The following is an 18,897-nucleotide window of genomic DNA, read 5'->3' on the forward strand; positions in this document are numbered from 1 at the left end:
CCGGTGCTACGCCAGCGCCTGCATGAAATGTTTGCGGCACAAAGCGGTGTAGCGGTCATCGCCTCCGATCTCGGTCTGCGCGCCCTGCTTCACTGCCTTGCCATCGGCGTCGACGCGCAGGTTCATCGTTGCCTTGCGCCCGCAGTGGCAGATTGCCTTGAGCTCGACCAAGGCATCGGCAATGCCCAGCAATGCGGCTGAGCCGGGGAACAGCTTGCCCTGGAAGTCTGTCCGCAGGCCATAGCAGAGCACCGGCGTGCCGGTTTCATCCGCCAGCCGGGCGCATTGCCACACCTGCTCCTCCGTCAGGAACTGTGCCTCGTCCACCAGCACGCAATCGACCCGACCTTCAGCGTGTTCGCCCAGCACGAATTCGAGGATATCGGTGTGTTCGTTGAATCGGTGTGCATCGCTGGCGAGTCCAATGCGGCTGCTGATGGCACCAAAGCCCGGTCGATCGTCGAGCGCAGCGGTCCACAGCGACACTTTCATCCCTCGCTCGCCATAGTTGAAGGCGGTCTGCAGCAGGGTCGAGCTCTTTCCCGCATTCATGCTGGCGTAGTAGAAATAGAGCTTGGCCATGGGGCGCGACGCTATCGCGTAACAGCTGTGGAGGCCAGCCGTTCACCGGGGCGACAGGCGGCATTGGCAATGCTAGTCCACAACAATTGCACAATCACGGGGGCGAGTTCCAGATATGGCTGATGGCATCGCGAAGGCGGAGCAGAAGGGTATTCTCGGCTGGATCGAACGGAGCGGCAACAGGCTGCCCGATCCGGTGTTCCTGTTCTTCGGGCTGATCGCGGCGCTGGTGGTGATTTCCATGATCGCCAGCGCGACGGGGCTGTCTGCAGCGCACCCGACGGAAATCGATCCCGATACCGGCGCCGCCAGGATCATCACCGCCACCAGCCTGTTGAGCGCAGAAAACCTCCAGAAGCTGTGGGTCGAGATGCCCAAGACCTTCACCCATTTCCACCCGCTGGGATATGTGCTGGTGGTGATGCTGGGGGCCGGGGTGGCCGAGCGTGCAGGCCTGTTCGGCACCGCCATGCGCGCAGGCGTGAGCAATGCGCCCAAGAGCCTGCTGACCCCGATCGTGGTGGCGGTGGGCATGATGGGCAACCTTGCCGCCGATGCCGCCTATGTCGTGCTGATCCCGCTCGCCGGGATCATCTTCCACGCTGCCGGGCGCCATCCGGTTGCAGGCATCGCTGCCGCCTTTGCCGGGGTTTCGGGCGGCTTTTCCGCCAACCTGCTACCCGGCCAGCTCGACGCGCTGTTGTTCGGTATCACCGAAGCTTCGGTCGAGACGGTGTTCGGCGACTTTACCGCCAACATCGCCGGCAACTGGTACTTTATCGCGGCGATGTTCGTCATCTTCCTGCCGGTGATCTGGTACGTCACCGACCGCATCATCGAACCGCGCCTTGGCACCTGGATCGCCGCCAATGCGGGCCGCGACGAGAGCGAGGAACAGACCGACCGACCGTTGAGTGACGGGGAACGCAAGGGCCTGCGCTGGGCCGGGCTCGCCGTTCTGTTCGTCGTCGGACTGTGGCTGGCCATGACCCTTGGCCCGGGCACTCCGCTGATCGACGAGACGGCCACCCCCGAGGCGCAGCTGACGCCATTCTACCAAAGCCTTGTCGGCGGCTTCTTCCTGCTCTTCCTGCTGGCCGCGTGGGCCTATGGCAAGGCGGCCGGGACCATCGGCAACCACCGCGACCTGGTGAAAATGATGGCCGGTTCGATGGAAGACCTCGCCTATTACCTCGTGCTGGCCTTCGCAGCGGCACATTTCGTCGCGATGTTCGCGTGGTCCAACCTCGGCCTGATCCTGGCGGTCGACGGGGCGGATTTCCTCGGCAATTCGGGCCTTCCGGCCTGGGCGCTGTTGGCGGCGATCATCCTGGTTTCGGCAGCGCTCAACATCTTCATCGGTTCAGCCAGCGCGAAATGGGCTCTCCTGTCACCAGTACTGGTGCCGATGTTGATGCTGCTGGGCGTTTCACCGGAGATGGCTACCGCTGCCTATCGCGTGGGCGACGGGGCGACCAATATCATCACCCCGCTAATGGTCTATTTCCCGCTGATCCTGATCTTCTGCCAGCGCTGGGACAAGGAATTCGGGCTTGGGAGCCTCGCGGCAACCATGCTGCCGTATTCCATTGGCCTGCTTTTGAGCGGCCTGGCGCTGACGATCGGCTGGGTCGTGCTCGACCTGCCGCTCGGCCCAGGGGCGGAAGTGTTCATGGAGGTGCCGGCAACGGCACCTGCCAACTAGGGGCGCTGCCGCCATGGCCAGCCGCATGATCGAGAGACTTCCCAAACCGTTGTTGCTGGCTTCTGCTGCCTTGTCCCTGACAGCCGCAGCGGCCGGCACCGCATACACCGTCGACAGCGCAGGCAGCAATGTCTCGGCCAAGGTCGCTTTCCTCGGGCTCGGCAGCAAGACCGCGGATTTCCCCGAACTTTCCGGGACAGCCCGCCTGTCACCCACCGATCCGCAACAGATCGACCTCGATGTGAAGATCGATGCGCGCGCCCTCACCGCCCCTGACAAGACCACGCGTGAAAGGCTCAAGGGCGAGAAGTTCTTCTGGGTCGAGAAATACCCCACCGTCCGGTTCCAGGGCAGTCGCATGGTGCTCAAGGACGGCATGACCGGCACGGTTCAGGGCACTCTGACCGCACGCGGAGTGGCAAAGCCGGTGACGCTGGCGATCGCCTTCGATAGCCCGCCGGCCAAGGCGAAACCGGGCGAGGTGATTACGCTGACCGGCACGACCAGGATCAACCGCTACGATTTCGGCATGAAGTCCTATTCGCTGATCGTCGGCAAGACCGTGAACATTACCCTCAAGGCGCGGCTGCGTCCGGCGGGTTAATCCTCGCCGTCGAGATCACGCGCGACCTTCGGATCGCTCAGCAGGCGTTCGATGCGTTCTGCCTCGTCGAAGCTTTCGTCGGCGCGGAATTGCAGCTTGGGCGCGAATTTGAGGCCCAGCCGCTTGGCGACTTCCTTTTGCAGGAAGGCCGTGTTCTGGCGCAGCGCCTTGACGATGGTGTCCTCGTCCTTGCCGAGCAGGGGCTTCACATAGACGCTGGCGTTGCGCAGGTCGGGCGACATGCGCACTTCGGTCACAGCGATGTTGGCGGCGCTGACGGTATCGTCATGCACCTCCTGCCGTGCGAGCAGCTCGCTGAGGATATGTCGCACCCGCTCGCCCACCTTGAGGACGCGGACCGAGTGCTGCTCGGGGGTGAATTGCTGTCGGGCCATCAGCTTTTCCCTGTGGGTCGCGGCGTAGGAATGGCAGTGCTGGTCGCGCGGGCAAGCAGCGTGCCGTCAGGACCGAACAATTCGCCTTCGAGGAAGATCGCCCTCCGCCCGCGCCGCAGCACCCGTCCCTTGCCGAGCAGCGGACCGGCGGGAACCGGCTTGAGGATCGTCATCGTCAGGTCGAGGTTGAGCGGAGCCTCGGCATGATCAGTGGCCCAGACATGTGCCCAGCCCATGACCTCGTCGAGGAACCCGGCAATCAGCCCGCCCTGCACGCTGCCGCGCGGAGTGATGAAGCTGTCAGGCGCGCGGAAGCGCAAGGTGATTTCCTCGCGCTCCCGGTCAAAGCCGTCGAACTCGACGCCCATCAGCTCTGCATGCGCGGCGCCGAGGGCGTGCTTTTCTTTCCTCATACCCACAAGATCCAAGGCAATGCCGCAATCAATAAAATTGACGGCAGGCATCCAGCTGTAAGACCACTATCGACAAAGCGCCGGTTGCGCGCCCACCACCCCTTCTTGACAGGTGGCAGGGAACTCCGTTGCTCGTTTCGACCGCGGCTTACCGGCATCGTGTCCTTTCCCTAGCTCGTCGAGCTTCGATGAAACTTTAGAGAGTCCGCTCACGCTCCTCGACTTCGAAGACTTCGAGCTGGTCGCCCGGCTTGATGTCGTTCGTGTCGGCCAGCACCACGCCGCATTCGAGGCCGGTGCGGACTTCGTCCACGTCGTCCTTGAAGCGCCTGAGCGACGAAATGGTCGTCGCCGAGACAATGACATCGTCGCGGGTGAGACGCGCGTGGAGGCCCTTGCGGATAACGCCTTCCTCGACCAGCAGGCCGGCCGCCTTGTCCTTCTTGCCGGACTTGAAGACTTCCTTGACCAGTGCGCGGCCGACGACGTGCTCGATCCGCTCCGGACCCAGCTCGCCCGCCATCTCCTTGGCGATTTCCTCGGTCAGGTGATAGATGACGTCGTAATACATCATCCGCACGTTATCGCGCTTCACCAGGTCGCGCGCCTTGGGGTTCGGACGGACGTTGAAACCGAGGATCGGCGCGCCCGACGAAGCCGCCAGCGTCACATCGCTTTCGGTGATGGCGCCCACGCCCGCATGCAGCACGCGGACCTTGATGTCGTCGTTCGAAAGGTTGTGCAGCGCAGTCACGATCGCTTCGACCGAGCCCTGCACGTCGGCCTTCACCACCACCGGGAATTCGATCACGTTCGAGGCCAAGCCCGCGAACATGGTGTCGAAATTGGTCGGGGCAAGCGCGGTGCGCTTCTCGGTTGCCTTCTGCTGGCGGAAGGAGGCGACCTCGCGGGCTCGCTGTTCGTTCTCGACCACGGTCAGCTGGTCACCGGCACGCGGCACGCCGCCGAGGCCGAGGACCTCGACCGGCATGGACGGACCGGCTTCCTTGATCTGCTTGCCCTGGTCGTCGATGATCGCGCGAACCTTGCCGCTTTCGGTGCCGACGACGAAGGTGTCGCCACGCTTCAGCGTACCGCGGTTGATCAGCACCGTCGCGACCGGGCCCCGGCCCTTGTCGAGCTGGGCTTCGATCACGGTTGCTTCCGCATCGCGGTCCGGATTGGCCCTGAGCTCCAGCAGTTCGGCCTGCAGTTCGATGGCTTCGAGCAGCTTGTCGAGCCCGGTCTTTTCCTTGGCCGAGATTTCGACATCCTGCACATCGCCCGACATCGCCTCGACGATGACTTCATGTTCGAGCAGGCGGGTGCGGATGTTGTTCGGATCCGCCTCCGGCTTGTCGATCTTGTTGATCGCCACGATCATCGGCACGCCGGCCGCCTTGGTGTGCTTGATGGCTTCGATCGTCTGCGGCATCACACCGTCATCGGCCGCGACCACCAGCACCACGATGTCGGTCACATTGGCCCCGCGCTGGCGCATTTCGGTAAAGGCGGCGTGGCCCGGCGTGTCGAGGAAGGTGATCTTCCCGCCGGACTTGGTTTTCACCTGGTAGCTGCCGATATGCTGGGTGATCCCGCCGGCTTCGCCCTTCACGACATTGGCACCGCGCAGCGCGTCGAGCAGGCTGGTCTTGCCGTGGTCGACATGGCCCATGATCGTCACCACCGGCGGCCGCGGCTTTAGCGTCTCTTCCGGATCGGTGTCGGTCGAGGTGTCGATATCGACATCGCTTTCCGAAACGCGGGTGATGTTGTGGCCGAATTCCTCGACCAGCAGCTCGGCCGTGTCCTGGTCGATCGTCTGGTTGACGGTGACCATCATGCCCATGTTGAACAGCGCCTTCACCAGGTCGGCGCCCTTTTCGGCCATGCGGTTGGCGAGTTCCTGCACGGTGATCGCTTCCGGCACCACGACATCGCGCACCTGCTTCTCGCGCGGCGCAGCGGGACCGCCGTGCAGGCGGCGTTCCTTCTCGCGCGCACGCTTGAGGGCGGCGAGCGAGCGGGCGCGGCGGCCTTCGTCCTCGTTGAGCGCCTTGGTGACGGTCAACTTGCCGGAGCGGCGCTTGTCCTTGCTTTCCTCGGCCGGAGCAGCGCGGCGCTCTTCCTTCTTCTTCTTTTCCGGGCGCTTGGGCTCAGGCCGTTCAACGGGCGTGAACTTGCGGGCAACGCTCGGGGTCGTTTCGGCTTCGGCAGGAGCTTCAGCAGCAGCCGCTTCCTCCACAGGAGCCGGGGCAGGCTCTTCCGCCTTGCGCTTCTCGGCCTCTTCCTCGGCCTTGCGGTTTTCTTCGGCGCGCTTCTTCTCTTCCTCGGCGGCCTTGCGGGCTTCCTCGGCTTCGCGGGCGGTCTGCTCGGCCAGCGTGGCGAGACGTGCTTCTTCCGCTTCGCGCTGCAGGCGGGCGACGCGTTCCTGCGGGGTTTCCCCGGCGGGCGCGGCCTTCTTGGGCGCGGGCTTCTCGGCGGCAGGCGGCGGCGGAGGGGGCGGCGGAGGCGAGGGCGGCGGCGGCGGCGCGACCTCACCCGGCTTGCCGACCAGGCGACGACGCTGCTTCACCTCGACCACCACCTTGTTGGTGCGGCCGTGGCTGAAGGTCTGCTTGACCTCGCCGGCATCCACGCTCCGCTTCAGGCCAAGCGGTTTGCGGGTGCGGGGGGTTTCGTTTTCGTCGCTCATAAAACTCGTTTCTTCCTTCGATCTCAAATCGTCTCGCCGACGGGGCGATCGCTCGTTCCGCCGGTATCGGGCGCATCCGCGGATGCTCCTGCAAAGTGCAACAGGCGTGACAGGGCCTGTTCGACCCGTTCGGCTGCCTTGAAGCTGCCAACGCCCAGGTGGACGACATTGTCGCGGCCCAATGCCACAGACAAAGCGTTGCGGTCCAGAGGCAAGCGGATGCCCCGCTCGCCCGATCCTTCCATCTCCCGACCCACGCGCCAGGCCTGGTCGAGCTTCTTCGACCCGTCCTCGCTGGCATCGGCGGCATGGAGCAGCAGTTCGAGCGCCCCGCCCCGGGCATGCTCGGCAATCCGGTCAGACCCCAAGATAAGGTGCCCGGCGCGCATTTCGAGGCCCAGCCGGTCCAGCAAAGCCTTGCGCAGCGCATCCTCGATCCGCTGCGGCAGATCCTCGGGCACGGTCAGCGGCGCGCCCCCATGAGAACGCGCGTAGGCCCGCGCCAGCGCGCCCTTGAGCTTGCCTTTTGCCATGGCGGCTTCGAGCTCGGCACGGTTGACGCCGAGCCAGGCGCCCCGACCCGGCGCGCGGGCGAAGACATCGGGCAGCACCAGACCGTCAGGCGAGATCGCCAGCCGGATCAGCGCATCGCGCGAGCCATGCTCCCCGGAGAGGATACAGCGGCGCTCCGGCTCCGAACGCGGGGTCCGGGCCGAAGTGCCGTCAGAGATGTCGGACGCTACGCGCTCATTGGGTGGAGTCCGCATCGGCGGCCTCCTGGGTTGCTGGTTCCCCGTCCGCGGAGGCGGACATATCGTCGTCGTCTTCGAACCAGTGCGCGCGGGCGGCCATGATGATCTCGTTGCCCTGCTCTTCGGTCAGGCCGTACTCGCCCAGTACGCCGCCCTTGTCCTCGGCGCGCTGGTTGCGGCGCAGCGGCGGTCCGTCGGCATTGTTGCGGCGACGCGGCGCTTCGCGCTTCTTGGCGATGAGTTCGTCGGTGGCGAGATCGGCCAAATCGTCGAGCGTCTTGATGCCGCCCTTGCCCAGCGTGACGAGCATCTGCTCGTTGAGATGCGGGATGTCGGCCAGCGCGTCCTCGACGCCGAGCGCACGGCGCTCTTCGCGGTAGGCGGCTTCCTGCCGGTCCAGCGCTTCCTTGGCGCGGTTCTGCAGTTCCTCGGCCAGTTCCTCGTCGAAGCCCTCGATGCCGGCGAGTTCGTCGAGCGCCACATAGGCGACTTCCTCGAGCTCCGCGAAGCCTTCGGCCACGAGCAGCTGCGACAGTGTTTCGTCGACGTCGAGCTCTTCCTCGAACATCTTGGAACGGGTCGAGAATTCCTTGCTCTGCTTCTCGCTCGCCTCTTCCTCGGTCATGATGTCGATCTGGTGACCGGTGAGCTGGCTGGCGAGGCGTACGTTCTGTCCGCGGCGGCCGATCGCGAGCGAAAGCTGGTCGTCCGGAACGACGACTTCGATGCGGCCTTCGTCCTCGTCGAGCACGACGCGGCTGACGGTGGCGGGCTGGAGCGCGTTGACGATGAAGGTCGCCTGGTCTTCCGACCACGGGATGATGTCGATCTTCTCGCCCTGGAGTTCCTGCACCACGGCCTGGACGCGGCTGCCCTTCATGCCGACGCAGGCACCGACCGGGTCGATGCTGCTGTCATGGCTGATGACGCCGATCTTGGCGCGGCTACCCGGGTCGCGGGCGGCGGCCTTGATCTCGATGATGCCGTCGTAGATTTCCGGCACTTCCTGCGCGAACAGCTTCTTCATGAATTCGGGATGCGCGCGGCTGAGGAAGATCTGCGGACCGCGGTTGTTGCGTTCGACCTTGGTGATGATCGCGCGGACCCGCTCGCCGGTACGGGCGGCTTCGCGCGGGATCTGCTGGTCGCGGCGGATCACGCCTTCGGCGCGGCCGAGGTTGACGATGACATGGCCGAATTCGACCGACTTGATGACGCCGGTGATGATTTCCCCCGCGCGGTCCTTGAATTCCTCGTACTGGCGCTCGCGCTCGGCATCGCGGACCTTCTGGAAGATCACCTGCTTGGCGCTCTGCGCGTCGATACGGCCCAGATCGACCGGCGGCAGCGGATCGACGATGAAGTCGCCAACCTTGGCGCCCGGCTGCAGCTTTTCTGCCTGCTTGAGATCGACCTGCTTGAAATAGTCCTCGACCTCCTCGACCACTTCGACAACGCGCCACAGGCGCAGGTCGCCGGTCAGCGGATCGAGCTTGGCGCGAATGTCGTTTTCCGCGCCATAGCGGTTGCGCGCGCTCTTCTGGATCGCTTCTTCCATCGCCTCGATGACGATCGCCTTGTCGATCATCTTTTCCGAAGCAACCGAGTTCGCAATCGCGAGCAGCTCGGCCTTGTTGGCGGAAATTGCACTGGCCATCAGTCGTCAGCCTTCTCTTCTTCGTCTTCGACAATGTCCTCGACACCTCCAAGGTATTCCTCAACCCCGGAGTCGTCGATGGGTCTGGTGGCAGCGATCAGCTCGTCCGTCAGGACCAGCTTGGCGCTGTGAATCTGTTCGAGCGGGACGGCAATCGTCCCCGCCTTGCGGTCTTCGATGGTCACCACGTCGCCCGCGATGCCATGCAATATACCACGAAGGTTGCGGTGACCCTCAGCCTTTTCGCTCAAGGCAAACTTGGCCTCATGCCCCGCCCAGTTGGCGAAATCCTTGGGCCGGGTCAGCGGGCGGTCGATGCCGGGGCTGCTGACTTCGAGGTGATAGGCGCCCTCGATCAGCACTTCGGCTTCCTCGGCCGCATCGATCACGTCCGACACGCGGCGGCTGAGCGCAGCACACTGGTCGATCACCAGCTGGCCCGTGGCCGGGTCCTCCGCCATGATCTGCAGCGCCATGCCGCCATCACCGGCCTCCGAAGGCATCATCTTGACACGCACGAGCTCGAAACCGAGCGCGGTCGCTTCGGGTTCGATCAGTGCGGTCAGGCGTACCAAATCGGCCATCGGGTCTCCATCAGGTGCGATATCATCGGGCGAAGGCGTCTGGTGCCGGCCCCTTGCGGCGCCAGCCCCTCCAAAGTCTCGACGATATCGGGATGGCGGCCAGATAGGCCTGCCTCAGCCGGAATGCAAGCGCTAAGGCGCGCTATCCCCCGCGCCGCTTGAACCAGGGTTCATCGGTGCGATCGAGAGCAAGCTTGCCCTGGTAGGGGATACACAGATCATAAGCCTCGGACGGCGTGCCTCCTAGCCACCGGTCCCAGCTCTCGCGCGCCAGAATAACCGGCATCCGGTTGTGAACAGGTGCAACTTGCGCGTTCGCGTCAGTCATCAACATCGAGCAGACTGCGCCCCATTCGTCGCTCTCGCGCCAGATCCCGGCGGTGGCGAACAGCGGCGCATCGGGCAGCGAGAACCATGTGCGGGTCATACGGCCCCTCTCCCCCTCTGCTTCGGCGAAGGTCGAAACCGGGATCAGGCAACGCCGGTTCTCGAAGGAATCACGCCAGAAGAAGCTCTTCACTTTGTCGGTGCGGGTATTGTTGACCGGCCTGGGCTTGAGCGGCTGCCCCTTGGCCCCGGTCTGGGCGAGCGGAAAGCCCCAGACCATCGAATGCAGCCTGCCGTCCGCCACCACTATGGTAGGATATCCCGGGTAGATTTCTTCCGGCGTGTTGGTTCCGAAATCCTCGGCAACGGCATCGAAGAAGTCGGCGACCTCGGTGTGCGAACTCTTCACCTTGTAGAGATTGCACATGGCGTGCCTCAGCTCTCTGCCTCTTCCATCAGGCCGTGCTTCTTGATGCAGTGGCGCAGCTGATCATAGGTAAGGCCCAGCGCCTTGGCGGTCTGGCGCTGGTTCCAGCGGTGCCTGCCGAGCGCGTGCTCGACGATCTTGCGTTCGTGTTCGTCAACTGCGGCGCGAAGGTCGTCGATGCTCTCGAGATCCAGCGTCGGGCGCGCGGTCGACCGGACAGCGTCGCGAAAATCAGTGCCCTGGGTCCGCTTGGGCCCCTCGCCCACCAGCGGCTTCCACGGGCTCTCGAATGGATCGAACTGGACATGGGCGATCGGTTCGTCCCAGGCGTCCCAGCGATAGACCGCCCGTTCGATGACGTTGCGCAATTCGCGGACGTTGCCGGGCCAGGGATGGTCCTCCAGCTGTTGCTGGACATGGGTGGCAAAACCCGGCCACCCTTCCCATCCCAGCTCGGCCGCCATGCGCCGGCCGAAGTATTCGGCGAGCACCCCGATATCGCCCTCGCGCACCCGCAGCGGGGGCAAGGTTATGACTTCGAAACTGAGTCGGTCGAGCAGGTCGGCCCGGAACTTCCCTTCCTCCGCCATGCGCGGAAGATCTTCGTTGGTCGCGCCAACGATCCGGACATCGACCCGGATCGGGCGCGAGGAGCCGATGCGGGTGACTTCGCCATATTCGACCGCACGCAGCAGCCGTTCCTGTGCCGCCATCGACAAAGTGCCCAGTTCGTCGAGAAAAAGCGTCCCCTTGTCGGCTTCCTCGAACCTTCCCTCGCGTGCTCTGGTAGCACCGGTGAAGGCACCCGCTTCGTGTCCGAACAACTCGGCCTCGATGAGGGTTTCCGGGAGCGCCGCGCAGTTCATGATGACGAGCGGCTCGTCCCAGCGTGACGAGAGACGATGGAGACGTTCGGCGATCAGTTCCTTGCCCGTCCCGCGCTCGCCGATGATCAGGATCGGGCGCTGCATCGGGGCCGCGCGACTGGCCCGTTCAACCGCATCGAGGAAGGCTGTCGATTGGCCGACGAACTGGCTGTTGCGCTCCATGCCCGATATATAGTGAAAATTCCCAAGGCTTGGCAATCATTACCATATGTCGTTCGTCGAGAACTTCGCAAACCCGCAGAAATCCGCCAGTTTTGCAGTTTGGCACACCCCTTGCTGATAGATGAACATACCCGCCGGGACGACCAGCGGAGAGAGTTTTCAGGAAGGAACCAGACCATGTACAACCGCGCATTCTTCCGGACGAAGCTGGGACAGGCCGCTCTTGCCAGCATCGCTGCGATGACCGCTTTTGTCGCGCTGAGCACACAGATGCAGGTTTCGCCCGCTTACGCCGCAACCCCTGCATACCAGCAGGTCGAGATCGCGTGAGCAAGCCCGGCAACCCCCTCGGACCGGAGCCATCCAGCCCCCAATCGCCGCGCGACTCTAGCGCCGGCGCGGCTCCGGTCCGTCCCCAGGGCATCGCCCGTGGCCTCTCGCGCCTTGAAGCCGAGGTCGAGAAGCTGCGCCGCAGCCCGACGCCGATCATTGACCAGCCTTCTTCGCCTAAGGACACTTTCAACCTCGGAGCACCCTTCATGGGCATTTTCAGCCGGACCCGCGATATCATCGCCGCCAATTTCAACGACATGCTCGACCAGGCGGACGATCCGCAAAAGATGATCCGCATGATCATCCTCGAAATGGAAGAAACGCTGGTCGAAGTCCGCGCCAGCGCTGCGCGCACGATTGCCGACCAGAAGGAAATGCACCGACACACTGTCAAGCTCGATCGGCTCCAGGCCGACTGGTCCGACAAGGCCCAGCTGGCGCTGAGCAAGGACCGCGAAGACCTCGCCCGCGCAGCCCTGGTGGAGAAGAAGAAGGCCGCTGACATGAGCGAGCAGCTCAAGCAGGAAATCGCTGTGCTCGACGATGCGCTGCGCGCCTATGAACAGGACATCCAGAAGCTGCAGGGCCGCCTGCGTGAGGCTCGCAGCCGCCAGACCGCCATCGCCGCCCGCCTCGAAAGCGCGGAGAACCGCGTCAAGCTGCGCAGCCTGATGACCAACGAGCGGGTCGACGATGCGCTCGCCCGGTTCGACCAGCTCGAACGCCGGGTCGACTATGCCGAAGGCCGCGCCGATGCGCTGCAGATTGCCGATGGCACGGGCAAGCCGAGCCTGGCCGACGAAATCAACGCCCTCGCCGGCGCCGACAAGGTCGACGAGGAACTCGAAGAAATGAAGCGTGCGCTCGGCATGGGCGGCGACAAGAAGGAGGGCTGAGCCATGGAAGAGGTACTTGCAATCGTTGCGATCTTCATCGCACTTCCGTGGATCGTACTCCACTATATCACGAGGTGGAAGACCGCTGCCACCATCACCAGCGACGACGAGGCCCTGCTTGAAGAGATGTACAATCTCGCCAAGCGGCTCGACGAACGGATGGACACGGTGGAACGCCTGGTCGCGCATGACCATGCCGACTTCAAGCCCGCCCGCCTGGTGCAGAATTCCGACGAAGACAATGCGCAGCTGGCCGAGCTCGAAAAGCTCGTCGCCGAGAAGAAAGGAGCACGCTCGTGAACACCCCCCGCACGACTCTTTACCGCGACAAGCAGAATGCCAAGCTGATGGGTGTCTGCTCCGGAATTGCCGACTACACCGGCGTCAACGCGCTGTGGGTCCGGCTCGGCTTCCTGGTGCTGCTGTTCGCCGGGATGGGCATGATCCTGCCGGTCTATTTCATCGCCGGGCTGCTGCTTAACAAGAAGCCGGCACACCTTTACGTCGACAAGCAGGAGGAGAAGTACTGGCAGCAGGTCCGCCAGAACCCCAAGCGCACGGTGCGCGAAGTACGCGGCAAGTTCCGCGATATCGACCGCCGCCTGGCCGAAGTCGAGACCTTCTACGTCTCTTCCAACCCGCGCCTCAACGCCGAGATCGAGCGGCTGCGCTGAGCCACTGAACCAGAGGAGGGAGTCGCAAGATGGAACCGACCGTTGTCGCAATGATGATCTTGTTCATGTCGATGAGCCTCTGGGGGATCATCCACACCGTGCTCGAACACAAGCGCAAGATGGCCGAGATCAAGTATGGCCGCAGCGACCGCGAGACCGCGCTGGTCCACGACAAGGCGGAGCTGAAGGAAACCGTCGCCATGCTGCAGGACCGCCTGGCGGTGCTGGAAACCATCGCGACCGATCCGGCCCGCCGAACGGCCGACGAGATCGAAAAGCTGCGCTGAGGGCGCGGAAGGGAGGACTGACATGGACGCTGGAACTCTGGGAGTAATGATACCGATCATCGCATTGATGATTCCGATCGTCGCGATCTGGACCAAGCACCAGCAGAAGCTGGCCGAGATGCAGATCGGCGCCACAGCCGAACATACCGCCGAAAAGGCCGCGCAATACGCCAGCCAGATCCAGCGGCTGGAAGACCGGGTGCAGGTGCTCGAGCGCATCGTCACCGATGGCGGTTACGACGTCGCGACCCAGATCGAGGCCCTGCGCGATACGCGCCGGGTCGAGGACGCCGGCGTGCCGCTCAACATCAAGAACGAGGAGCGCGCCTGATGGACTGGGGTGGACCAAGCTTCGTCGTCGCCATCATTGCGCTGAGCATGGGCGGCTGGCTGATCAACAACTGGATCCGCGCCAAGCACGGCTATGCCCTGGAAGACGAATGGGGCGGGAAGACCGAACGAACCGACAGCGCCGAGACCAAGCGGCTGCGTCAGGAGAACCGGCAACTGCATGAGAAGCTCGATGCCATGCAGGACCGCATGATCGTGCTGGAAAAGATCGTTACCGACCGCGGGTATTCGCTCAGCGAAGAAATCGAAGCTCTGCGCGACACCGGCAACGGCGTCCCGCTCGATATCGGCAAGAAGGAACAAGTGTAATGGACCCCGCAGTTGCCCAGTTTCTCCCCCACCTGCCATGGATCATCGGCGGTGCGCTCGGCATCGGTCTGATCAGCACCTTCGGCTGGATCCACACCACCAAGCTCAAGATCAAGCACGGTTACCCGCTGGAAGGCATGTGGGGCCAGTCGCTGAAGCCTTCGACCGACGGCCAGACCGCAGAGCGGGTCAAGTTGTTGACGCAGGAAAACGCAGAATTGCGCGCCGAACTGGGCGCAATGAAGGATCGGCTCGCCAATGTGGAGCGGATCGTGACCGATAGCGGCTATCACCTGGGAAGCGAGATCGAGGCGCTGCGCGAGCGGGCCCTGGCCGCATCAAAGCCTGAAGGAAACGCCTGATGGACGGCGATCTCGTGCTGATCTTCGGCTTCATCCTGACCGTGGTGGTCATCACCGCCTTCACGATCAGCCGGATCGTATCGCGGGTGTACGATCACGCCGAATGGAAGGAGCTGCACAAGAGCGGCAAGAACTCGGTTGCGAGCGACGAGAAATATGCCCTGCTGGAAGAGCGAGTCCGCGTGCTGGAACGCATCGCCACCGACGGCAATCCCACGCTGGCTCATCAGATCGATCAGCTGCGGGACTTGCAGGACAATGACCGCATTCTCGCCAACCGGGAGAGTGCGCGATGAATTGGCCGACCGCAGTCGTCATCATCGTCATGGTGGTCTGTGCCGCCAAGGTGCTGAACGCCCGCTACCGTGCGCGGCATGGCATCATCGAGGATATGAACGGCAACCAGAGCTACATCTCGCGGGGGAGCCAGGAGAAAGACCGCGAGCTGGAGGAATTGCGCGAGCGGGTGAAGGTGCTGGAGGCAATTGCCACCGATCCGGCACGCCGCACTGCCGAGGAAATCGAGAGACTGCGCGACGAGCGCTGAGCAGGAAAGGACCGGGTGCGCCGGAGGCGGCCCTTGAGGAGGAATGTTCGAGATGAGTGACCCCACATTCGTCATCGCAGTGACCGCACTGGTCGGGCTGACCGTGGTCGTGGCCGCCTTGCTGCGGGCCTGGCACGAATGGCTTGCGCTCAAGCGGCAGGAGCTCGACAAGGGCCAGCCACGCTTTGCGGTGGAAATCGAAGGCGGTGCCGGCGAAGGCGCGGCGCGGATCGAGATCGCCGACCTCAAGGAACGCATCCGCAAGCTCGAAGCCATCGCCAGCGGGGTTGACCTCTAGGCACCATTGCCCGTCCCCCGAATGCGAAGGGACCGGAGGGCGACGCGGCAAGCCAAAGCTGAACTGGTCGAGTTGCTGTGACGCCTGACCACGGATTGCTTGCCTGCGGCTCGCAAAGAGGAGGCTCTTTCGTTTTGTCCTCCACCTCCCTAACTGCACGTCATGCGCACACTGTATGACATCCAGGAAGAGTACGAATTTCTCGAAGGCGATGAACGCTATCGGTTGCTGATCGAGCTGGGGCGCGAGCTTGACCCTATGCCCGATGCGCTCAAGACCGATGCCACGCTGGTGCGCGGCTGTTCGGCCAGCGTCTGGGTCTATCCCACAGGTGACGACGAAAAACTCCACTTCCTGGCTGACAGCAACGCGGCGATCACCAAGGGCATCGTCGCCTTGGTGATTGCCGCGGTGCAGGACCAACCGGCCGAAACGATCGCGCGAATGGACATCGCCGAAGCGCTTGCCCCGTTCGATCTCAAGAACCAGCTGTCCTCAAACCGTACGCAGGGTGTGCCCAACATGATCGCGCTGGTGCGCGAGCACGCCGCACGGATCGCGGCCAGCGCCTGACGCCATGCGCCCACTTTACCTTGCGGGAGGGATTCTCAGCGTCGGCCTGGGCGCCGTCGGCGCGGTATTGCCGATCATGCCCACAGTGCCCTTCCTGCTGCTGGCGGTGTTCTGCTTTGCCCGCAGCAATCCCGAATGGGAGCAGAAGATCCTTGCCCATCCGCAATGGGGCCCGCAGATCCGCGATTGGCTGGAGCGGCGGGTGATCCGCCGTCCCGCCAAGATTGCCGCAGTCACCGCCATGAGTGCGGGGGTAATTTTCACTGGCCTGACACTAGGGGTTCCGTGGGTCTATTTGTCGCTCGCAATCCTGATCCTCGTCGGCGGCTGGATCATCACGCGCAACGAGTAGCATCCCGACTCGCTTTTCCTGCGTCCGGCAGGCATTATCCCAGCCGGACCCGGGGGGAATACCGAATGCGCGAGCACGAATTACGACGGCAAGTGGTCGGCGAGATGCACTTGCGCCGCTGGCCCAGCGTGCCGGTGCCGGGGGTCATCCTGCAGTGGGTCACAGAAGTCGAAGCCAATGAGCGCGACGAAGAGCTTGCGGTGCTCGACCGGCACAGCAATCTCACCGGTGACGATGCCCACCCCCGCCACCGCGAAGGCACTTTGCCCAAGGGGGTGCGCTTCGCCTGGGAACGGCACAGCGAAGGCAGCAGCCTGACGCTGTTCATCGCTTGCACCGAATGCGACGCCTTCCGCGCCCCGCGCGAGCAGGCCGACCTCCAAGGTCCGCTGGCCTGGGTCGACAGCCTGCCCGGCAAGATTATCCGTGCCACTGCCATCCATCTGGTCGAAAGCGAAGCAGAGGCCGAAGCGATCGTGCCGACCTTGGCCTTTTCGCCTTCCGAAACCGTTTCGTGCCGCCTGCAGGGCACCGCGCGGATGTGGTCCGATTTCAAGCTGTGGCCGGATGGCTTCGGGCGGCTGCTGGTGTCGGCAGGCGAGACCGACCGGCGCGATTTTACCCGCTTGCTGCAGCGCCTTCAGGAGCTCGGCAATTATCGCAACAAGGCCCTGCTCGGTCTGCCAGAGGCGCAGGCTGTCTGGCCCCGGCTCGATGCGGCGGAAGAACGGCTCGCCACCCTCTCGCAGCGCGTCACCAACGCGCAGGAAACCGACGATGCGCTGCTGCAGGAATTGTCCAACCTGTCGCTTGAACTGATGGCCGTCGCCGCATCGATCAACTACCGCATGAGCGCCACCGCAGCCTATGCCCGATTGGTCGAGGACCGGCTGGAGCAATTGCAGATCACACCGATCAACGGGTTTGCTTCGCTTGAGGATTTCACCGAGCGTCGCTTCCTTCCGGCGATGCGCACCTGTAGCGCAGTGGTCGAACGCGAACGCCAGCTGGCCCTGCGCGCCAGCCAGCTCTCGTCACTGCTGCGTGCGCGGATCGACACGCGGATCGAGAACCAGAACGCCGAGCTGCTGCGTTCGATGGAGCAATCGAGCAGCCGGCAGCTGCGCCTGCAGCAACTGGTCGAAGGCTTCTCGGTGGTGGCGATCACCTACTACCTGCTCAGCCTCGTCGCTTATGGGCTCAAGGGGGCAGGACATGCCTGGCCCGGCATCGATCCGGAACTGGCGGTCGCTATCCTGGTGCTGCCGACGATGCTGACGATCTGGCTGGTGCTGCGGCTTGTGAAACGGCGGGTTCTGGGGGGTTAAATCTCAATCGTTTCTGCGATCCGTGCGCCCTGCTCTTCACTGAACTCGATCTCGCGGAACATCTCAAAGACTCCGCTCATGGACTGCAGACTCCATACCCCGGTTAGGGTCTGACCATCGGATGAAAGCTGGCCGACGTAGTCGACCGGCTCCTCATATCCCACTGTGTGACCGAGGTAGACTTTGGTAAAATCGACCGCGCGACCCGAGCGATGCCCGATGACGGTCGCCTCAAGTGCGTCTGACAGGCCATAGACCATGTCCGGTTCCAAGATTGCGCCGCGAAAAGCTCCACCCGTTTCGGACAGAACCGCAACAAAGGGCGTCGCCGGACCTGCTGTTCCCGGGTAAGCATAGGTACCATGCCATTGCCCGGTCAGGTCGAACGAACCTGCCTGGGTCACGCCCCGGCGCTCTCCCGCACCACGGCAATCCCGGCTTCGCGCTGGGTCTTCAGCTCCTGCTTCAGCTTGGCCGGATCGCGTGCGATCACGAAGCCGAAGCTGACCCCGCCTTCCTTGCCGATCGTCGCATGGTGCAGCTTGTGCGCCTGCACCAGCCGTTTGGCATAACCGCTCTTGGGCACCCAGCGGAAATAGCGCTGGTGGACCAGCCCGTCGTGCACCAGCGTATAGACGATCCCGTAGAGCAGGATGCCGGCGCCGATCCAGGTCGCGGGAGGCCACGCCGCCTCCCCCGCCACCAGCGGGCTGCCAAGCATGAACATCGAGATGCTCATCGCCGCGCCGACCACCCCGTAAAGATCGTTCTTCTCGAACATGTTGTCATGCGGTTCGTGGTGGTCGCGGTGCCAGGCCCAGCCCCAGCCGTGCATGATGTATTTGTGGCTGCTCCAGGCGACGAACTCCATCGCGAAGAAGGTCACTACGATGATGGCGAGAGGGACGAACCGGTCAGTCATGCCGGTGGCTATAGGTTAGTTGGCGTCGGGAAAAAAGAACTCGCGCAAGTGGTCCCCGATACGGGCCGGACGCAGCGTGGTCGCATCGATGCAGCACCAGCTCGACTTGACTTCGGCCAGCACTTCCTCGCCGCGGCTGATGACCGTGTGATAGAAAGCCCGCGCACCCTGGAAGTGTTCCAGCACGGTGCGGGCCACCACGTCGTCTTCGAGGAAGGCCGGCTTGCGATAAGTGATCTCGTGCTTGAGCGCGACCCAGGCCTTGCTCGCGACTTCCTCGGCCGGGGCCAACTTGTTCCAGTGCGCCAGCACCGCATCCTGCACCCAATTGAGGTAACGTGCGTTGTTCACATGCCCCATGAAGTCGATATCGGCGGGCAGGACGCGGATCGGAAAGGTGAAGGGCTTTGCTGACATGGGTGTAAGTTAGGGACGAAAAGCTTTCTTTTCCATGACACCGCAATTGCTTTTCGCA

At 63.7% G+C, this 18,897-nt stretch carries 28 protein-coding genes; 16 read left to right on the forward strand and 12 right to left on the reverse strand.

Annotated features, from left to right (window positions below; all coding sequences use genetic code 11):
- Positions 1 to 6: 6 nt before the first annotated feature.
- The gene (locus LY632_RS10825; RefSeq protein ID WP_234091143.1) at positions 7 to 582 is read right to left on the reverse strand and encodes a thymidine kinase; all 576 of its coding nucleotides are present in this window, start codon (positions 580 to 582) and stop codon (positions 7 to 9) included.
- A 115-nt stretch (positions 583 to 697) separates the two neighbouring features.
- Between LY632_RS10825 and LY632_RS10830 the strand changes: the two genes are divergently transcribed.
- Positions 698 to 2,287 (forward strand): AbgT family transporter, encoded by a 1,590-nt coding sequence (locus LY632_RS10830; RefSeq protein ID WP_234091144.1) that lies wholly within the window; start codon positions 698 to 700, stop codon positions 2,285 to 2,287.
- 13 nt (positions 2,288 to 2,300) lie between these two features.
- On the forward strand, positions 2,301 to 2,891 hold the full coding sequence (locus tag LY632_RS10835; RefSeq protein ID WP_234091145.1) for a YceI family protein: 591 nt from the start codon (positions 2,301 to 2,303) through the stop codon (positions 2,889 to 2,891).
- Here LY632_RS10835 and rbfA read toward each other — a convergent pair.
- The 8 genes from rbfA to pspF all read right to left on the reverse strand — a co-directional run bounded on the left by rbfA (position 2,888) and on the right by pspF (position 11,190).
- On the reverse strand, positions 2,888 to 3,286 hold the full coding sequence (rbfA, locus tag LY632_RS10840; protein WP_234091146.1) for a 30S ribosome-binding factor RbfA: 399 nt from the start codon (positions 3,284 to 3,286) through the stop codon (positions 2,888 to 2,890). The genes LY632_RS10835 and rbfA overlap by 4 nt on opposite strands.
- Positions 3,286 to 3,699 carry a PaaI family thioesterase gene (locus LY632_RS10845; RefSeq protein ID WP_234091147.1) on the reverse strand — a complete coding sequence of 138 codons (414 nt, stop codon included), beginning with the start codon at positions 3,697 to 3,699 and terminating at the stop codon, positions 3,286 to 3,288. The genes rbfA and LY632_RS10845 overlap by 1 nt, the downstream gene beginning before the upstream one ends.
- A 196-nt stretch (positions 3,700 to 3,895) precedes the next feature.
- Positions 3,896 to 6,394 (reverse strand): translation initiation factor IF-2, encoded by a 2,499-nt coding sequence (gene infB / locus LY632_RS10850; RefSeq protein ID WP_234091148.1) that lies wholly within the window; start codon positions 6,392 to 6,394, stop codon positions 3,896 to 3,898.
- A gap of 23 nt (positions 6,395 to 6,417) precedes the next feature.
- A complete protein-coding gene (locus LY632_RS10855) occupies positions 6,418 to 7,161 on the reverse strand; it encodes a DUF448 domain-containing protein (protein WP_234091149.1) in 744 nt (247 codons plus the stop codon).
- Positions 7,142 to 8,803 (reverse strand): transcription termination factor NusA, encoded by a 1,662-nt coding sequence (nusA, locus tag LY632_RS10860; RefSeq protein WP_234091150.1) that lies wholly within the window; start codon positions 8,801 to 8,803, stop codon positions 7,142 to 7,144. Before nusA ends, LY632_RS10855 begins: the two co-directional genes overlap by 20 nt.
- Positions 8,803 to 9,387, reverse strand: a complete 585-nt coding sequence (gene rimP / locus LY632_RS10865; protein WP_234091151.1) for a ribosome maturation protein RimP — start codon at positions 9,385 to 9,387, stop codon at positions 8,803 to 8,805. The genes nusA and rimP overlap by 1 nt, the downstream gene beginning before the upstream one ends.
- 142 nt (positions 9,388 to 9,529) lie before the next feature.
- The gene (locus LY632_RS10870) at positions 9,530 to 10,141 is read right to left on the reverse strand and encodes an SOS response-associated peptidase (protein ID WP_234091152.1); all 612 of its coding nucleotides are present in this window, start codon (positions 10,139 to 10,141) and stop codon (positions 9,530 to 9,532) included.
- A gap of 8 nt (positions 10,142 to 10,149) precedes the next feature.
- Positions 10,150 to 11,190 carry a phage shock protein operon transcriptional activator gene (gene pspF, locus LY632_RS10875; protein ID WP_234091153.1) on the reverse strand — a complete coding sequence of 347 codons (1,041 nt, stop codon included), beginning with the start codon at positions 11,188 to 11,190 and terminating at the stop codon, positions 10,150 to 10,152.
- On the opposite strand from pspF, the gene LY632_RS10880 reads away from it, so the two are divergent.
- From LY632_RS10880 to LY632_RS10945, 14 genes are all read left to right on the forward strand, one after another.
- Complete coding sequence (locus LY632_RS10880; RefSeq protein WP_234091154.1) at positions 11,161 to 11,520, forward strand: hypothetical protein; 360 nt, start codon at positions 11,161 to 11,163, stop codon at positions 11,518 to 11,520. The genes pspF and LY632_RS10880 overlap by 30 nt on opposite strands.
- Positions 11,521 to 11,675: 155 nt before the next feature.
- Entirely contained in the window at positions 11,676 to 12,419 is a 744-nt protein-coding gene (gene pspA, locus LY632_RS10885) for a phage shock protein PspA (RefSeq protein WP_370636576.1), read from the forward strand.
- Between the two features lie 3 nt (positions 12,420 to 12,422).
- A complete protein-coding gene (gene pspB / locus LY632_RS10890; protein WP_234091155.1) occupies positions 12,423 to 12,719 on the forward strand; it encodes an envelope stress response membrane protein PspB in 297 nt (98 codons plus the stop codon).
- A complete protein-coding gene (pspC, locus tag LY632_RS10895; protein WP_234091156.1) occupies positions 12,716 to 13,093 on the forward strand; it encodes an envelope stress response membrane protein PspC in 378 nt (125 codons plus the stop codon). The genes pspB and pspC overlap by 4 nt, the downstream gene beginning before the upstream one ends.
- Positions 13,094 to 13,122: 29 nt before the next feature.
- Entirely contained in the window at positions 13,123 to 13,380 is a 258-nt protein-coding gene (locus LY632_RS10900; RefSeq protein ID WP_234091157.1) for a hypothetical protein, read from the forward strand.
- A 22-nt stretch (positions 13,381 to 13,402) separates the two neighbouring features.
- Positions 13,403 to 13,711, forward strand: a complete 309-nt coding sequence (locus LY632_RS10905; RefSeq protein ID WP_234091158.1) for a hypothetical protein — start codon at positions 13,403 to 13,405, stop codon at positions 13,709 to 13,711.
- Complete coding sequence (locus LY632_RS10910; RefSeq protein WP_234091159.1) at positions 13,711 to 14,040, forward strand: hypothetical protein; 330 nt, start codon at positions 13,711 to 13,713, stop codon at positions 14,038 to 14,040. The genes LY632_RS10905 and LY632_RS10910 overlap by 1 nt, the downstream gene beginning before the upstream one ends.
- Positions 14,040 to 14,402, forward strand: a complete 363-nt coding sequence (locus tag LY632_RS10915; protein WP_234091160.1) for a hypothetical protein — start codon at positions 14,040 to 14,042, stop codon at positions 14,400 to 14,402. The genes LY632_RS10910 and LY632_RS10915 overlap by 1 nt, the downstream gene beginning before the upstream one ends.
- On the forward strand, positions 14,402 to 14,698 hold the full coding sequence (locus LY632_RS10920; protein WP_234091161.1) for a hypothetical protein: 297 nt from the start codon (positions 14,402 to 14,404) through the stop codon (positions 14,696 to 14,698). Before LY632_RS10915 ends, LY632_RS10920 begins: the two co-directional genes overlap by 1 nt.
- Positions 14,695 to 14,949 (forward strand): ELKS/Rab6-interacting/CAST family protein, encoded by a 255-nt coding sequence (locus LY632_RS10925; RefSeq protein ID WP_234091162.1) that lies wholly within the window; start codon positions 14,695 to 14,697, stop codon positions 14,947 to 14,949. The genes LY632_RS10920 and LY632_RS10925 overlap by 4 nt, the downstream gene beginning before the upstream one ends.
- Positions 14,950 to 15,001: 52 nt before the next feature.
- The gene (locus LY632_RS10930) at positions 15,002 to 15,247 is read left to right on the forward strand and encodes a hypothetical protein (protein WP_234091163.1); all 246 of its coding nucleotides are present in this window, start codon (positions 15,002 to 15,004) and stop codon (positions 15,245 to 15,247) included.
- Between the two features lie 162 nt (positions 15,248 to 15,409).
- Positions 15,410 to 15,820, forward strand: a complete 411-nt coding sequence (locus LY632_RS10935) for a SufE family protein (protein WP_234091164.1) — start codon at positions 15,410 to 15,412, stop codon at positions 15,818 to 15,820.
- A 4-nt stretch (positions 15,821 to 15,824) separates the two neighbouring features.
- The gene (locus LY632_RS10940) at positions 15,825 to 16,172 is read left to right on the forward strand and encodes a YbaN family protein (protein WP_234091165.1); all 348 of its coding nucleotides are present in this window, start codon (positions 15,825 to 15,827) and stop codon (positions 16,170 to 16,172) included.
- Between the two features lie 65 nt (positions 16,173 to 16,237).
- Complete coding sequence (locus tag LY632_RS10945; protein ID WP_234091166.1) at positions 16,238 to 17,500, forward strand: DUF3422 family protein; 1,263 nt, start codon at positions 16,238 to 16,240, stop codon at positions 17,498 to 17,500.
- Here the strand turns inward: LY632_RS10945 and LY632_RS10950 are convergent.
- The 3 genes from LY632_RS10950 to LY632_RS10960 are packed head-to-tail and all read right to left on the reverse strand — an operon-like array spanning position 17,497 to position 18,839.
- Positions 17,497 to 17,904, reverse strand: coding sequence for a hypothetical protein (locus LY632_RS10950; RefSeq protein WP_234091167.1), 408 nt, complete (start codon positions 17,902 to 17,904; stop codon positions 17,497 to 17,499). The genes LY632_RS10945 and LY632_RS10950 overlap by 4 nt on opposite strands.
- Positions 17,901 to 18,422 (reverse strand): sterol desaturase family protein, encoded by a 522-nt coding sequence (locus tag LY632_RS10955; protein WP_234091168.1) that lies wholly within the window; start codon positions 18,420 to 18,422, stop codon positions 17,901 to 17,903. The genes LY632_RS10950 and LY632_RS10955 overlap by 4 nt, the downstream gene beginning before the upstream one ends.
- Positions 18,423 to 18,437: 15 nt before the next feature.
- Positions 18,438 to 18,839, reverse strand: a complete 402-nt coding sequence (locus LY632_RS10960; protein WP_234091169.1) for a thioesterase family protein — start codon at positions 18,837 to 18,839, stop codon at positions 18,438 to 18,440.
- Positions 18,840 to 18,897: the final 58 nt, after the last annotated feature.

This window comes from Erythrobacter sp. SDW2 (genome assembly GCF_021431965.1).
GTDB lineage: Bacteria > Pseudomonadota > Alphaproteobacteria > Sphingomonadales > Sphingomonadaceae > Parerythrobacter.

Excerpts from the sequence above, each read along its gene's own strand:
- LY632_RS10920 (WP_234091161.1), top strand. The coding sequence starts at position 14,402 with ATGGACGGCGATCTCGTGCTGATCTTCGGCTTCATCCTGACCGTGGTG.
- LY632_RS10830 (WP_234091144.1), top strand. The coding sequence starts at position 698 with ATGGCTGATGGCATCGCGAAGGCGGAGCAGAAGGGTATTCTCGGCTGG.
- pspF (WP_234091153.1), bottom strand. The coding sequence starts at position 11,190 with ATGGAGCGCAACAGCCAGTTCGTCGGCCAATCGACAGCCTTCCTCGAT.
- LY632_RS10835 (WP_234091145.1), top strand. The coding sequence starts at position 2,301 with ATGGCCAGCCGCATGATCGAGAGACTTCCCAAACCGTTGTTGCTGGCT.
- LY632_RS10915 (WP_234091160.1), top strand. The coding sequence starts at position 14,040 with ATGGACCCCGCAGTTGCCCAGTTTCTCCCCCACCTGCCATGGATCATC.
- LY632_RS10940 (WP_234091165.1), top strand. The coding sequence starts at position 15,825 with ATGCGCCCACTTTACCTTGCGGGAGGGATTCTCAGCGTCGGCCTGGGC.
- LY632_RS10960 (WP_234091169.1), bottom strand. The coding sequence starts at position 18,839 with ATGTCAGCAAAGCCCTTCACCTTTCCGATCCGCGTCCTGCCCGCCGAT.
- LY632_RS10945 (WP_234091166.1), top strand. The coding sequence starts at position 16,238 with ATGCGCGAGCACGAATTACGACGGCAAGTGGTCGGCGAGATGCACTTG.
- LY632_RS10930 (WP_234091163.1), top strand. The coding sequence starts at position 15,002 with ATGAGTGACCCCACATTCGTCATCGCAGTGACCGCACTGGTCGGGCTG.
- nusA (WP_234091150.1), bottom strand. The coding sequence starts at position 8,803 with ATGGCCAGTGCAATTTCCGCCAACAAGGCCGAGCTGCTCGCGATTGCG.
- LY632_RS10935 (WP_234091164.1), top strand. The coding sequence starts at position 15,410 with ATGCGCACACTGTATGACATCCAGGAAGAGTACGAATTTCTCGAAGGC.
- LY632_RS10855 (WP_234091149.1), bottom strand. The coding sequence starts at position 7,161 with ATGCGGACTCCACCCAATGAGCGCGTAGCGTCCGACATCTCTGACGGC.
- rbfA (WP_234091146.1), bottom strand. The coding sequence starts at position 3,286 with ATGGCCCGACAGCAATTCACCCCCGAGCAGCACTCGGTCCGCGTCCTC.
- LY632_RS10905 (WP_234091158.1), top strand. The coding sequence starts at position 13,403 with ATGGACGCTGGAACTCTGGGAGTAATGATACCGATCATCGCATTGATG.
- pspB (WP_234091155.1), top strand. The coding sequence starts at position 12,423 with ATGGAAGAGGTACTTGCAATCGTTGCGATCTTCATCGCACTTCCGTGG.
- LY632_RS10955 (WP_234091168.1), bottom strand. The coding sequence starts at position 18,422 with ATGACTGACCGGTTCGTCCCTCTCGCCATCATCGTAGTGACCTTCTTC.
- LY632_RS10825 (WP_234091143.1), bottom strand. The coding sequence starts at position 582 with ATGGCCAAGCTCTATTTCTACTACGCCAGCATGAATGCGGGAAAGAGC.
- LY632_RS10900 (WP_234091157.1), top strand. The coding sequence starts at position 13,123 with ATGGAACCGACCGTTGTCGCAATGATGATCTTGTTCATGTCGATGAGC.
- LY632_RS10870 (WP_234091152.1), bottom strand. The coding sequence starts at position 10,141 with ATGTGCAATCTCTACAAGGTGAAGAGTTCGCACACCGAGGTCGCCGAC.
- rimP (WP_234091151.1), bottom strand. The coding sequence starts at position 9,387 with ATGGCCGATTTGGTACGCCTGACCGCACTGATCGAACCCGAAGCGACC.
- LY632_RS10845 (WP_234091147.1), bottom strand. The coding sequence starts at position 3,699 with ATGAGGAAAGAAAAGCACGCCCTCGGCGCCGCGCATGCAGAGCTGATG.
- LY632_RS10910 (WP_234091159.1), top strand. The coding sequence starts at position 13,711 with ATGGACTGGGGTGGACCAAGCTTCGTCGTCGCCATCATTGCGCTGAGC.
- LY632_RS10925 (WP_234091162.1), top strand. The coding sequence starts at position 14,695 with ATGAATTGGCCGACCGCAGTCGTCATCATCGTCATGGTGGTCTGTGCC.
- infB (WP_234091148.1), bottom strand. The coding sequence starts at position 6,394 with ATGAGCGACGAAAACGAAACCCCCCGCACCCGCAAACCGCTTGGCCTG.